10 protein-coding genes are annotated in these 12,571 nt (G+C 69.6%); 6 read left to right on the forward strand and 4 right to left on the reverse strand.

What is annotated here, in order from left to right; all coding sequences use genetic code 11:
• Positions 1-13 precede the first annotated feature (13 nt).
• Positions 14-487: a hemerythrin domain-containing protein gene (locus G6N23_RS09630; protein WP_085259474.1), complete on the forward strand. Its 474-nt coding sequence runs from the start codon at positions 14-16 to the stop codon at positions 485-487.
• Here the strand turns inward: G6N23_RS09630 and G6N23_RS09635 are convergent.
• Complete coding sequence (locus G6N23_RS09635) at positions 484-1,917, reverse strand: PE-PPE domain-containing protein (protein ID WP_085259251.1); 1,434 nt, start codon at positions 1,915-1,917, stop codon at positions 484-486. The genes G6N23_RS09630 and G6N23_RS09635 overlap by 4 nt on opposite strands.
• Entirely contained in the window at positions 1,914-2,684 is a 771-nt protein-coding gene (locus G6N23_RS09640) for a lipase family protein (RefSeq protein ID WP_085259252.1), read from the reverse strand. The genes G6N23_RS09635 and G6N23_RS09640 overlap by 4 nt, the downstream gene beginning before the upstream one ends.
• A 354-nt stretch (positions 2,685-3,038) precedes the next feature.
• Between G6N23_RS09640 and ileS the strand changes: the two genes are divergently transcribed.
• From ileS to G6N23_RS09660, 4 genes are all read left to right on the forward strand, one after another.
• Positions 3,039-6,179, forward strand: a complete 3,141-nt coding sequence (gene ileS, locus G6N23_RS09645; RefSeq protein ID WP_085259475.1) for an isoleucine--tRNA ligase — start codon at positions 3,039-3,041, stop codon at positions 6,177-6,179.
• 380 nt (positions 6,180-6,559) lie between these two features.
• A complete protein-coding gene (locus G6N23_RS09650) occupies positions 6,560-7,861 on the forward strand; it encodes a PPE family protein (protein WP_085259253.1) in 1,302 nt (433 codons plus the stop codon).
• 18 nt (positions 7,862-7,879) lie between these two features.
• Positions 7,880-9,229: a PPE family protein gene (locus G6N23_RS09655; protein WP_085259254.1), complete on the forward strand. Its 1,350-nt coding sequence runs from the start codon at positions 7,880-7,882 to the stop codon at positions 9,227-9,229.
• Positions 9,230-9,272: 43 nt separating this feature from the next.
• Positions 9,273-9,614 (forward strand): DUF732 domain-containing protein, encoded by a 342-nt coding sequence (locus tag G6N23_RS09660; protein WP_085259255.1) that lies wholly within the window; start codon positions 9,273-9,275, stop codon positions 9,612-9,614.
• A gap of 8 nt (positions 9,615-9,622) precedes the next feature.
• Here the strand turns inward: G6N23_RS09660 and G6N23_RS09665 are convergent, their stop codons facing one another.
• Positions 9,623-10,189 (reverse strand): class I SAM-dependent methyltransferase, encoded by a 567-nt coding sequence (locus tag G6N23_RS09665; RefSeq protein WP_085259256.1) that lies wholly within the window; start codon positions 10,187-10,189, stop codon positions 9,623-9,625.
• 66 nt (positions 10,190-10,255) lie between these two features.
• Between G6N23_RS09665 and G6N23_RS09670 the strand changes: the two genes are divergently transcribed.
• A complete protein-coding gene (locus tag G6N23_RS09670) occupies positions 10,256-11,641 on the forward strand; it encodes a DNA polymerase IV (protein ID WP_085259257.1) in 1,386 nt (461 codons plus the stop codon).
• On the opposite strand, the gene G6N23_RS09675 is transcribed toward G6N23_RS09670, so the two are convergent.
• Positions 11,622-12,560, reverse strand: coding sequence for an asparaginase (locus G6N23_RS09675; RefSeq protein ID WP_095174190.1), 939 nt, complete (start codon positions 12,558-12,560; stop codon positions 11,622-11,624). The two genes, G6N23_RS09670 and G6N23_RS09675, sit on opposite strands and share 20 nt — an antisense overlap.
• Positions 12,561-12,571: the final 11 nt, after the last annotated feature.

Consider the following 12,571-nt stretch of genomic DNA (forward strand, 5'->3'; position numbering starts at 1 on the left):
AACGACTGTGTCCGTGGATAAGCCAGACACATCCCCGTCGGCGGCGCTGGAACGTGAACATCAAGAGCTCGACGCCCGCCTCGAGGGAGTTCTGTCCGGGCTGATCGGCGGACGGGTGGACGTCGACGCGCTGAATGCCGCTCTGGACGGGCTGCGCCGACACATCTACCTCGAGGAACGGATCCTGTTCCCGCCGATCCGGCACGCGGGTATGGCGATGCCGATCGCGGTGATGATGACCGAGCACGGCGAGATCTGGCGCACCATGGACGCGTTGGCCGGACTGGTGGCCGGCGGCGACACCGAGCGAATGGGAGCGATCTGCCGGTTGCTGCTCGACCAGCTCGCCGTGCACAACTCCAAAGAGGAGCAGGTCATCTACCGCGCGGCCGACACCGGGCTGGATCCGGATCAGGCTGAGGAGCTGACCGACTTCATCGAGACCGGGCTGATGCCCGACTGCTGGGAGTGCCTGGAGGCGCGCTAGAGGCCGACGCCCAGGCCGAGCCCGATCGCGATCGGGATCAGCGCCATGTTGGCCGCAATCGGCAGACCGATCGCCTCGATGAGGTTGCCGGCTTCGAGTTGATCGAGGAACACCGCCACGTCGTAGGCCGGCAGCGTGACGGTCAATGCGGTGAACACGTCGGCCAGCGGAAGCAGCTGGGCGAACGGGTCCGAAGCGGTGTCCGATCCGCCGAGATCCAAGGCGTTGAGCACCTCGGTGAAGCTCGCCGCGTTCGGGTCGTCGAGGAAGGTGGCCGGGTTGACGGTCAGATCACCGACGGCATACGCCGCCCGCAGCAGCGGACCGGTCACCGGATTCTCGGCGATGGTCGCGAACACGTCGTAGTTCTTCGGATCGAGCAGGTCCATGCCGGCGGCGATGATGCCTTGCGGGATTCCCCTTGCCAATGCGTGCAAGACCTCGGCCCAGTCCACATCCGGGGGGAAGAGCCCGAACGGCGTTGGCACGTCCGCGGGACCCTGGCTCCAGCCCTCGGTGATGCTGCCGTAGCCCAGGTTCACCAAGATCTTCAGGTCCGGTTCCACCAGATCGGCCAGCGGATTGCCGATGAACGGCAGGAAGCGCACCAGATCCAGCAGCGGCAGATGATCCTGCGGAATCATGTAGTAGTGGGTCAGCGAGTCGGCGTCGGTCTGCAGGGGTATGGCGCCGGCGATCTGGTCGGGCTCGAGACCCAGGTAGGTGAAGTGCTCGAGAACCAGACCCGCCAGGGCGTTGAGAAGGGCGAACGGGTTGAGAGTGTACTGGGGGAAGTCGGCGAAACCGTCGTATTCCAGGGTGTAGACGTCGGTGGGGTAGAGGTCCGGGGTGGGGTGGCCGAACGTGATGCCCAGGCTCGGGATGGACGGGTTCGACCCGAGCGGGAAATCGAAGCGTTCCAGCAGCCCGCCGTTGGGGGCGGCGGTGTCGCCGACCAGTACGAAGTGAACGTCCTCGGCCGGCACCCCTCGTTCGGCGAGGGTGTTCATTGCCAGCGAGGCCAGGGCGGAGCTTTGCGAATAACCGAAAACCACCACCGGATTCGTCGCGTCCACGCCGCCGCCGCCGACCAGGCGGCTGACCGTCTCACTGAGTATCTGCGCGCCCTGGGTTTCCGAGACGAACGCCGGCAGGCTCTTGACCCCGGTCGTCGGGTAGAAGCCTTCCGGGGTGAACAGGGCTTGCGGTGTGCCGGTGAACCCGAGCGGTTGCAGGTAGAGGATGTCCGCGGCCTCGACATAGGTGGGCGCCGGCAGCGGATTGCCGCTGCCACCCATGATCAATGCCGAGCCCTCGCCCAACCCGCCCAACCCGGCCAAGCGCACCGCGGGCGCCGCGGAAGCCGGCGGCGCCGCCGGGCCGACCGCGACCAGTGCGGTGGCGATCACCGCTCGCGAGGCCCGGCTCATTGCTGCGCCGCCATCAACGCCGAGAGCCCGGCGTGATAGCCGGCCAGGCTGTGCCGCCAGCCGACGTCGATGGCTCCGCCGCTGTCCACAGCGATCTCGGCGCCCACGTGCACATACGGCGACGGCGGAACCAGCGGCACGATGTCGAGGAAATTCACCACCCGATAGCAGCATTCGATCGCCGCATTGAACGCGGCGGCGAAGTCGGGCAGTCCCGTCCGCGGGCCGCCGAATGTCGTCACCCGCGGCTCGATGGCGCGCGGCGGTGACCCGTCGAGCACGGTGCGGGCGATGTCCGGTGCGGCCAGAACCGCCAGCGCTGCGCCGAGGCTGTGCCCGGTGATCAGGATGGTCTCGCAGCCTTCGGCCGCCGCGGGCAGATTGGCGATGACGCTCTGACGGACGCAGGCGTAGACGTCCTGGAACCCGGCGTGCACCTGGCCGAACCCGCTGACGGGTGCATAGACCGCCGGCACGAAGTCGAAGTCGGCGATCCAGTCGGCCACATCGGCGCTGCCGCGAAACGACACGAAGGCGGTACCGGACGCGGTGTCGTGCCCCATCAGCCCGAAAATGGTGGTGTTCTTGGCCATCGCCTTCGCCGGGTGCTGATCGGGCAGCGCGGACAGGTGGGCGGGATCGGATTGGATCAGTGCGGTTTGGGTGAATCCGGGTGGCAGCGTCGGCGCAGCACCAGACATCACGGTGTAGGCCGACTGTGCCAGGGGCAGCACCACATCGCGGGCGTATGACGCGCTGAATCCCACGGAGAAAAAGTGTAGGAGCCCGACGGCGCCGGGGTAGCACGTCGAGGCGGAAGGGCCGGGTTTCCGGGCCGGCATGTCCGGGCCTGCCCGGCGGGTTGAACCCGCGTCCGGCGAATCGGTGGCCCGCCGTACAATCGGCTCATCGGCAATGATCCGGCCATCACCGGGGAGCCTTCGGAAGAACAGGCCTCGGCCCCACCGCGACGGGCCTCAGTAGAACCGAACGGGTCGGCCCGTCACAGCCTTGTTGAGCGGTCGCGCCGGCAGCGCGGCAACCGGGGTGGTACCGCGGTGCTCGCGCAACCCGCGCGGCGTCGTCCCCGAGCCGGGTGCGCCGTGGGAGACGACACAGAAGTGAGCGAACGCAGCTATCCGAAGCCGGCCGCAGGTGCCCCCGACTTCCCGGCGGCCGAGGCCGAGGTCCTTGAGTACTGGGCGGCCGACGACACCTTCCGGGCCAGCATCGCCCGTCGCGACGGCGCCGAAGAGTACGTGTTCTACGACGGCCCGCCGTTCGCCAACGGGCTGCCCCATTACGGGCACTTGCTCACCGGCTACGTCAAGGACATCGTGCCGCGGTACCGCACCATGCGCGGCTACAAGGTGGAGCGCCGGTTCGGCTGGGACACCCACGGCCTTCCCGCCGAACTCGAGGTGGAACGCCAGCTCGGCATCACCGACAAATCGCAGATCGACGCGATGGGTATCGCCGCGTTCAACCAGGCCTGCCGGGAATCGGTGCTGCGCTACACCGACGAATGGCAGGCCTACGTCACGCGACAGGCCCGCTGGGTCGACTTCGACAACGACTACAAGACCCTCGACCTGCCGTTCATGGAATCGGTGCTGTGGGCCTTCAAGCAGTTGTGGGACAAGGGACTGGCCTACGAGGGCTACCGGGTGCTGCCGTACTGCTGGCGGGACGAGACACCGCTGTCCAACCACGAACTGCGGATGGACGACGACGTCTACCAGAGCCGCCAGGACCCGGCGCTGACCGTCGGATTCCAGGTCACCGACGCCGGCCCGGCCGGCGATCTGGCCGGCGCGCACCTGTTGGTGTGGACCACCACGCCGTGGACGCTGCCCGCCAACCTGGCCGTCGCGGTCAACCCGGAGGTCACCTATGTGCAGGTCGCGGTGGGGGAGCGCCGGTTCCTGCTCGCCGAAGCCCGGCTGGGCGCCTACGCGCGCGAGTTCGGCTTCGAAGACGGCCAAGAGCCACAGGTGTTGGGCAGCTATCGCGGCTCGGAGCTGGTCGGGCTGCGGTACCTGCCGCCGTTCCCCTACTTCATGGACTCGGAAGGTGCCTTCCGGGTGTTGGCCGCCGACTTCGTGTCGATCGAGGACGGCACCGGGCTGGTGCACTTGGCGCCGGCCTACGGCGAGGACGACAAGAACACCACCGACCCCGCCGGGATCACCCCGGTCACCCCGGTGGATGCCAAGGGGCGCTTCGATTCCAGCGTCGGCGACTATGCCGGGCAGCACGTCTTCGACGCGAACAAGGCGATCATCGCCGACCTGAAGAACGGTACCGGACCGGCCGCCGTCAATCACCCGGTGCTGTTACGTCACGAGACCTACGAGCACCCGTACCCGCACTGCTGGCGGTGCCGTAACCCGCTGATCTACAAGGCGGTTTCGTCGTGGTTCGTCCGCGTCACCGAGTTCCGGGACCGCATGGTCGAGCTCAACGAGCAGATCACCTGGTATCCCGAGCATGTCAAGGACGGCATCTTCGGGAACTGGCTGCGCGGCGCGCGCGACTGGTCGATCTCGCGAAACCGGTACTGGGGCACGCCGATTCCGGTCTGGCGCTCCGACGACCCGGCTTACCCGCGGATCGACGTGTACGGCAGCCTCGATGAGCTGGAGCGCGATTTCGGGGTGCGCCCGGACAATCTGCACCGGCCCTACATCGATGAGTTGACCCGGCCCAACCCCGACGATCCGACCGGCCGTTCGACGATGCGGCGCATTTCCGACGTGCTCGACGTGTGGTTCGACTCCGGGTCGATGCCGTACGCGCAGGTGCACTACCCGTTCGAGAACTCCGACTGGTTTCAAACCCATTACCCCGGCGACTTCATCGTCGAGTACATCGGCCAGACCCGCGGCTGGTTCTACATGATGCATGTGCTGGCCACCGCGCTGTTCGACCGGCCGGCCTTCAAAACCTGTGTGGCGCACGGCATCGTGTTGGGTTCCGACGGGCAGAAGATGAGCAAGTCGCTGCGCAATTACCCCGACGTGAACGAGGTGTTCGACCGCGACGGCTCCGACGCCATGCGCTGGTTCCTGATGGCCTCGCCGATCCTGCGGGGCGGCAACCTGATCGTCACCGAACCGGGTATCCGCGAGGGTGTGCGACAGGTGATGCTGCCGCTGTCCAACGCCTACAGCTTCCTGGCGCTCTACGCGCCGAAACCCGGGGTGTGGCGCACCGATTCGGCGCACGTGCTCGACCGCTACATCCTGGCCAAACTTGCCACGCTGCGCGACGATCTGACCGCTGCGCTGGACAGCTGCGACATCTCCGGGGCGTGTGAGGAGCTGCGGGGCTTCACCGAGGCGCTGACCAACTGGTATGTCCGGCGCTCCCGGCAGCGGTTCTGGGACGAGGATCCCGACGCCATCGACACCCTGCACACCGTGCTCGAGGTGACCTGCCGGCTGGCCGCACCGCTGCTGCCGCTGACCACCGAGGTGATCTGGCGCGGCGTCACCGGCGAGCGCTCGGTGCACCTGACCGACTGGCCCGAGTCCGGCAGCCTGCCCGCCGATCCCGAGTTGGTCGCCGCGATGGACCAGGTCCGCGAGGTGTGCTCGGCCGCGTCCTCGCTGCGCAAATCGCACCAGCTGCGGGTCAGGCTGCCGCTGCCCGGGCTCACCGTAGCCGTCGACGGCCCGCAGCGGCTGGCGCCGTTCACCGCACTGATCGCCGACGAGCTCAACGTCAAGGCCGTCGAGCTGACCGAGGATATCGACCGCTACGGCCGCTTCGAACTGGCCGTCAACGCCAAGGTGGCCGGCCCGCGGCTGGGCAAAGACGTGCAGGCCGCGATCAAGGCAGTCAAGGCCGGGGAGGGCGTGGTCAACCCGGACGGGACCCTGAGTGCCGGCCCGGTGCTGCTGCGCGAGGGCGAATACACCTCGAAGCTGGTGGCTGCCGATCCGGAGTTCACCGTGGCGCTGCCCGACGGGGCCGGACTGGTGGTGCTGGACGGCACCGTGACCGAGGAACTCGAAGCCGAGGGCTGGGCCAAGGACCGCATCCGGGAACTGCAGGAACTGCGCAAGAACACCGGCCTGGAAGTCTCCGACCGGATCAGCGTGGTGATGTCGGTCCCCGAGCGGCGGCTGGGGTGGGCGCAGAGCCATCGTGATCTGATCGCCGGCGAGATCCTCGCCACCGGCTTCGAGTTCGGCGACCCGGGTGCCGACGCCGCCGAGATCGGCGACGGTGTGCGGGTCTCGATCACCAAGGCCTGATCAGCACACCGGGGCGGTGGCGACGCGAGTTTCTCGCAGCCAGATTCTTTTCGGCACCACCGGGCGGCCCGCTGCGGCCGGCGGTCGGACCGGCGGCGGCCGAAAGATGGTCTTCGCGCTGGTCAAGGTGCTGAAGGGGGCGGGCTGGGCGGGCCTTGGCCGGCCGGAAAGAGCGCGCCGAAACCGCGGCGCGAGCGGTCGCGAACCCCGGTCCGGCCCGCCCGGGGACAGGCCCGCCGCTGGCTAACCTTCAGATCACATCACCCTGATCGCAATCGGCCGCTGACCGTGGCTGATCGGTTGCCGGTGGCTGCAGGCGACGTTGCTCAGTGGTGACGCGGCTCGGGGGGCGCGTCAGAGATCGGGAGCGAAGGAGGGCTATGGATTTCGGGGCACTGCCGCCGGAAATCAACTCCGCCAGAATCTATTCTGGTCCGGGGTCGGCTCCCATGCTTGCCGCTGCGGCGGCCTGGGATGCGCTGGCCAATGAACTGCACTCCACCGCCGCGGGTTACGGCTCGGTGGTCGCCGACCTGGCCAGTTCGGCCTGGCACGGGCCGTCCTCGGCCGCGATGGCGGCCGCGGCGGCCCCGTATGAACAGTGGATGAGGGCCACGGCGGCGCAGGCGGAGCAGGCGGCGCTTCAGGCCAGAGCGGCGGCGGGCGCCTACGAGCTGGCCTTCGGCGCCACCGTTCCTCCGCCGGTGGTCGCGGCCAACCGGACCCTGCTGCTGTCACTGGTCGCCACCAATTTCTTGGGGCAGAACACTCCGGCGATCGCGGCCACCGAGGCCCAGTACGCGCAGATGTGGGCGCAGGACGCGGCCGCGATGTACGCCTACGCCGGCTCCTCGGCGGCCGCCACCCAGCTGACCCCCTTCACCGCGCCACCGGCGACCACCGACCCCAGCGGGCAGGGCGATCAGATGGCGGCGGTGGCCAACGCCACGCAGTCCGCGGGCAGCTCCAACGTGCAGTCGGCGCTGTCCCAGCTGATGGCGCAGGTGCCGAGCACCCTGCAGACTCTGACCACGAACCCGACCTCGCTGACCGCAGCGGCCACCCAGGCGACATCGGGCCTGCAGAACGGCATGGACGCCATCACCAACTTCATCAAGGTCGTCGACGGTCCCTACTCGCCGCTGGGGATCCTGCGGCTGTTCAAGAACTGGTGGCAGGTCAGCTCGAGCCTGGTGAGCATGAACAACGGTGCGCAAAGCCTGGGGTCGTTCTTCACCCCGAAGCCCATCACCGGGGCGTTGTCGCCGCTGCTGGCCAGCGAACTGCTGAGCGGCGGGTCGGCGCTGAACCCGGCGGGCGTGCCGGGGGCGACGGCGGCGATCGGCCGCGCGGGCATGGTCGGGTCGTTGTCGGTGCCGACGAGCTGGGCCTCGGCCGCACCCGCGGCCGCTCCCAGCGTGCAGACCATCGCGTCGGTGTTGCCGAAGGCGGTGCTTGACGCGGCCCCCGCGATGGCCGTGAACGGCGAGAACGCCATGTTCGGGCAGATGGCGGCGTCGAGTCTGGCGGGCCGGGCTCTCAGCGCACCGGTCGGTCACGCCGTGAGTGCTGCCTCCAACCGCACCATCGGCGCCGTCACGCAGGTCACCAATGCGGTCGCGGCGGGCCCCGACATCGCCACCACCGCCACCATCATCGTCATCCCGCCGATCCAGAAGTAGCCGAAGGAGTCGCGGCACATGGTTTTTCAGAGCTTCGCGGCACAGCCGCCGGAGATCATCTCCGGCCTGATCTATTCGGGTCCGGGTGCTGCGCCCCTGCTGGGCGCGGCCTCGGCCTGGTCCGGGCTGGCCACCGAACTGCACGGCGCCGCGTCGTCCTATGCCGCGGTGCTCTCGGGGCTGAGCGGTGGGTGGCAGGGCCCGGCGGCGGCGTCCATGGCGGCAGCCGCCGCCCCGTACGTCACGTGGCTGTCGACGACGGCCGCTCAGGCCGAGGAGACCGCCGGCCAGGCCAGGGCCGCCGCCAGCGCCTACGAATCCGCTTTCGCCGGTATCGTTCCCCCGCCGGTGATCGCCGCCAACCGCAGCCAGCTCGCATCGCTGGTGGCCGGCAACATACTCGGGCAGAACAGTGCCGCCATCGCCACCACCGAAGCCCAGTACGCACAGATGTGGGCGCAAGACGTCGCGGCGATGGTCGGCTATGCGACGGCCTCCCAGGCCGCCACCGAGCTGACAGCGTTCACGGCACCGCCGCGGACCACCGCCGACAACGGTGCGGCCGGCCAGGCCGCCGCCACCGCCGGGGCGACGCAGGCTTCGGCGAACTCCACCGCGCAGTCGACGCTTGCCAAGCTGGCGCAGGCCATCGCCACGGGCCCGTCGCAATCCGCCGACGGGGCAGGGGATGCGGACATGGCGGGGCTGTACGAGTCGTTCTGGAACTTCCAGTCCTCGGTCGGGTCGGAGGCCACCTGGACCAACGCGGTGGGCGGCACCACCAACCTGGGCATGACCCAGATCCGGCTCTTCCACAAACTCCCGAGCCCGGTGGCGATCCCCAAGTCCGCGCTGGGCGGCGGCCTGATGAGCTCCGGGCTGGCAGCCGGCCCGGTCCGGGGTCTGGCCACCGCCGCCGCGGCCAGTGCCGGCAGCGCCTCGACGGTGGGAGCCTTGTCGGTGCCCCCCAGCTGGGCCACCGCCGCGCCGGCGATCAAGCTGGCCTCGGTCGCCCTGCCGAACACCGCGATGGCGGCGGCTCCGGCGGCGCAGCTCGGGGGCCTGCTCAGCCCGGCGGCACTGGGCAGCTTGACCGGCGGTGCGCTGGGCGGTCCCGCCACCCGGGTGGCCACACCGGGCGTTCGGGTCGTCGCGGCCAACGCCAAGAACCGCGACGCGCCGGTCAAACTCGATCAGGTCATCGCCCAGCTGCAACAGACGCCGGACGTGGTGCAGCATTGGAACGTCGATGAGGCCGGGCTCGACGACCTGGTGGCAAAGCTGTCACTGAAGCCGGGTATACATGCCGTGCATGTCTGCGCGGAGGACGAGGCGATACCCGCCGGCCCGCAATCCGCCCTCGGCTGACCCGACACCGCCGGTCGGCTTTTCCGCACCACAGGAGGACCGCATGAAAGTGTTGTTCGCCCCGCTGCTCGCGATGGCGGCGATCGTTGTCGCCGTGCCCACGCATGCCGACCCCGGCGTCGTCGAGGCGAATGCCGTCGACCCGACCGACTTCATCACATCGCTGCACCAGGTGGGCATCACCTTCAATGACCCGGCGCAGGCCGTGGCGGCCGGCCAGGCGGTCTGCGGACTGGCCGCCAACGGCGAAACCGGCCTCGAACTGCTGACCGACCTGCGTGAGGCCAATCCCGCCCTGACCATCAACGGCGCGGCCCAGTTCGCGGCGATCGCCGCCAAGACCTATTGCCCGCAGCAACTCGCGCCGGCCAAGTCGGCCAAATAGTCTCCTGCTCAGTGCTTGACGGCTCGCCAGCGTTGGCGACCGCCGGCGGTCGAAACCTCGATTTCGCCGAACCCGCTGTGCTGCAACCGGTCCGGAAGCGACTCGGGCGAAACCGGGTTGTAGGTGTCGCGAATGTGCAGGAGGCGGAACGTCGTCGAATGCACGCCGTCACTGCCGGCGAATACCCCACCGGGCTTGAGCACCCGAAACGCCTCGTCGAACAGCCGATCCTGTAATGCAGGTGTCGGAACGTGATGCAGCATGGTGAAGCACACCACCGAACTGAACCTGTCGGCGGGCAGACCGGTGTCGGTGCCGTCGCCGTTGATGATGTGCGCCCGGGCGCCGTATTTCTCCTGCAGCCGCTCGGTCATCGGCGGGTCGATCTCGACCGCGGTCAACTGCGGCGTCATATCCACCAGGCAGCGCATGTTGGCGCCGTAGCCCGGGCCGATCTCCAGGGTGTCGTCCCCGAGGTCCACGCCGGCAAGCGCCCACGGCAGCAGCTTCTGCTCGACACTGCGCGCCCAGTACTGCGAACTACAACACAGCCGGTGAACAAGATTCATCGCCATGCAAACTCACGCTAGTCCCGCGGCGGTCGGCTGCGCCGCACTCGCAGCGCAATAGGATCGACCACTGTGGACGCGCGGTGGGTCCTGCACCTGGACATGGATGCATTCTTCGCCTCCGTCGAGCAGCTGACCCGCCCGACGCTGCGCGGACGGCCGGTACTGGTCGGTGGGCTGGGAGGCCGCGGCGTGGTGGCCGGCGCCAGCTACGAGGCGCGGGTTTTCGGGGCGCACTCGGCGATGCCGATGCACCAGGCGCGTCGGCTGGTGGGCGCCGCGGCGGTGGTGCTGCCACCGCGCGGCGCGGTCTACGGGTTGGCCAGCCGCCGGGTATTCCAGACCGTGCGTGCGGTGATCCCGGTGGTCGAGCAGCTCTCCTTCGACGAGGCGTTCGGCGAACCGGCCGAGCTGGCCGGGGCGAGCGGCGAGGACGTGCAGCGGTTCTGTGAGCAGTTGCGGCGCCGGGTGCGCGACGAAACCGGTCTGGTGGCCTCGGTGGGGGCCGGTTCGGGCAAGCAGATCGCCAAGATCGCCTCCGATCTGGCGAAACCCGACGGCGTGCGGGTGGTCAGCCGCTTCGAGGAACGGCTGCTGCTCGCCGGCCTGCCGGTGCGCCGGCTGTGGGGGATCGGTCCGGTCGCCGAGGAGAAGCTGCACCGGCTGGGCATCACCACCATCGGGCAGTTCGCCGCGCTGACCGACGCCGAGGTCGCCGACATTCTGGGCGCTACCATCGGCCCCGCCCTGCACCGCTTGGCCTGCGGGATCGATGACCGTCCGGTCGCCGAGCGTGCCGAGGCCAAACAGATCAGTGCCGAATCCACCTTCGCCACCGACCTGACCACCCTGGAGCAGCTGCGCGCCGAGGTCGGCCCGATCGGGGAACACGCCTATCGCCGGCTGTTGCGCGACGGCCGGGGCGCCCGCACGGTGACGGTGAAGCTCAAGAAGGCCGACATGAGTGTGCTGACCCGCTCGGCGACCCTGCCCTACGCGACCACCGATGCCGCCGCGCTGATGTCAGCGGCCGGCCGGCTGCTGCTCGACCCGCAGGAGGTCGGACCGATCCGGCTGCTCGGGGTGGGGTATTCCGGGTTGACCGATGTCCGTCAGGAGTCACTGTTCCCGGATCTGGCCTTCCCGGAGCCCGCCGCATCGGATTCCCCCGAAACACCTGCAGCAGAGACCATTGCACCACCGGCCACCGCACCGTGGCGGGTCGGCGACGACGTCACCCACCCCGGGCTCGGGCACGGCTGGGTGCAGGGAGCCGGCCACGGGGTGGTGACGGTGCGATTCGAGACGCGCAGTTCGGGACCCGGCCAGGTGCGGACGTTTCCGATCGATGAGCCGGAGATCACCCGCGCCGACCCGGTCGAGAGCCTGGACTGGCCGGATTACGCCGGCTCGGTGGCAGCCCAGGACGAGTCGCAGATCAGCCCCACCGGCCGATGACGTCGGACACCGGCTGCCCGGCCGCGAGCGCCGCCATCAGCAGGATCCGTGCCTGTGGCGGCCGCAGTCGCGGCACCATCACCGCGCCCGCGTCCACCAGGGCCCGGCCGGGGCCGTAGTCCGCGCCGACCCGCCCGTCCGGAACCCGGCTGGACACCGCGACGACGAGTCCGGCCCGACAGTGCCGGCGCACGCTCCCGATCACCGCCGCCGGGGCATTGCCCGACCCGAGCCCGGCCAACACCACCCCGCGCGCCCCGGCGGCCGCACAGGCGTCCAGGGCGACCGTGTCCGCACCGGCGTACAGCGCGACCACATCGACCCGTGGCACGGTGGCCGGCGCACCGAGGTAGGGCCGGGTCTTGTCGCCGGTCAGAGCGACCCGGCCGTCGGCGACGGTTCCCAGCAGCGAACCGGTGAAGCCGGTCAGGCCGGTGATGGTCGCCTTCTGCAGTCCCAGCGGTGCCAGCACCCGGCCGGCGAAGCACATCAGCACCCCCAGTCCGCGCGCCGCCGGGTCCGCGGCCAGGATCAGGGCGTCGCGCAGGTTGCCGGGCCCGTCGGCATCGGCGGCGTCCGCGCCGCGCTGGGCGCCGGTCAGCACGACCGGCGCGTCGCGGGAGTAACCGAGTTCCAGCCACAGCGCGCCCTCTTCGCAGGTGTCGGTGCCGTGGGTGACGACCACCCCGTCGGCTCCGCCGTCCACGGCGGCGTTGACCGCGGAGAGGAGCGCAGCCCAGTCGGCCGGACCCAGCTCCGAGCTGTCCCGCGCCATCAGGTCCACCACGGTGACGTCGGCGGCGCCGGTATCTGCGAGCAGATCCGAACCGCTGCGGGCCGGCCGCAACGCCCCGTCGCCCTGGGTGCTGCAGGAGATGGTCCCGCCGGTGGTGATGACGGTGAGGCGCTTGGACACCATGCCGCGATCAT

Source organism: Mycolicibacter terrae, from assembly GCF_010727125.1.
Taxonomy (GTDB): domain Bacteria; phylum Actinomycetota; class Actinomycetes; order Mycobacteriales; family Mycobacteriaceae; genus Mycobacterium; species Mycobacterium terrae.

Coding starts and splice junctions, on each gene's coding strand:
- G6N23_RS09655 (WP_085259254.1), top strand. CDS start 7,880: ATGGTTTTTCAGAGCTTCGCGGCACAGCCGCCGGAGATCATCTCCGGC.
- G6N23_RS09635 (WP_085259251.1), bottom strand. CDS start 1,917: ATGAGCCGGGCCTCGCGAGCGGTGATCGCCACCGCACTGGTCGCGGTC.
- G6N23_RS09650 (WP_085259253.1), top strand. CDS start 6,560: ATGGATTTCGGGGCACTGCCGCCGGAAATCAACTCCGCCAGAATCTAT.
- G6N23_RS09665 (WP_085259256.1), bottom strand. CDS start 10,189: ATGGCGATGAATCTTGTTCACCGGCTGTGTTGTAGTTCGCAGTACTGG.
- G6N23_RS09660 (WP_085259255.1), top strand. CDS start 9,273: ATGAAAGTGTTGTTCGCCCCGCTGCTCGCGATGGCGGCGATCGTTGTC.
- G6N23_RS09675 (WP_095174190.1), bottom strand. CDS start 12,560: ATGGTGTCCAAGCGCCTCACCGTCATCACCACCGGCGGGACCATCTCC.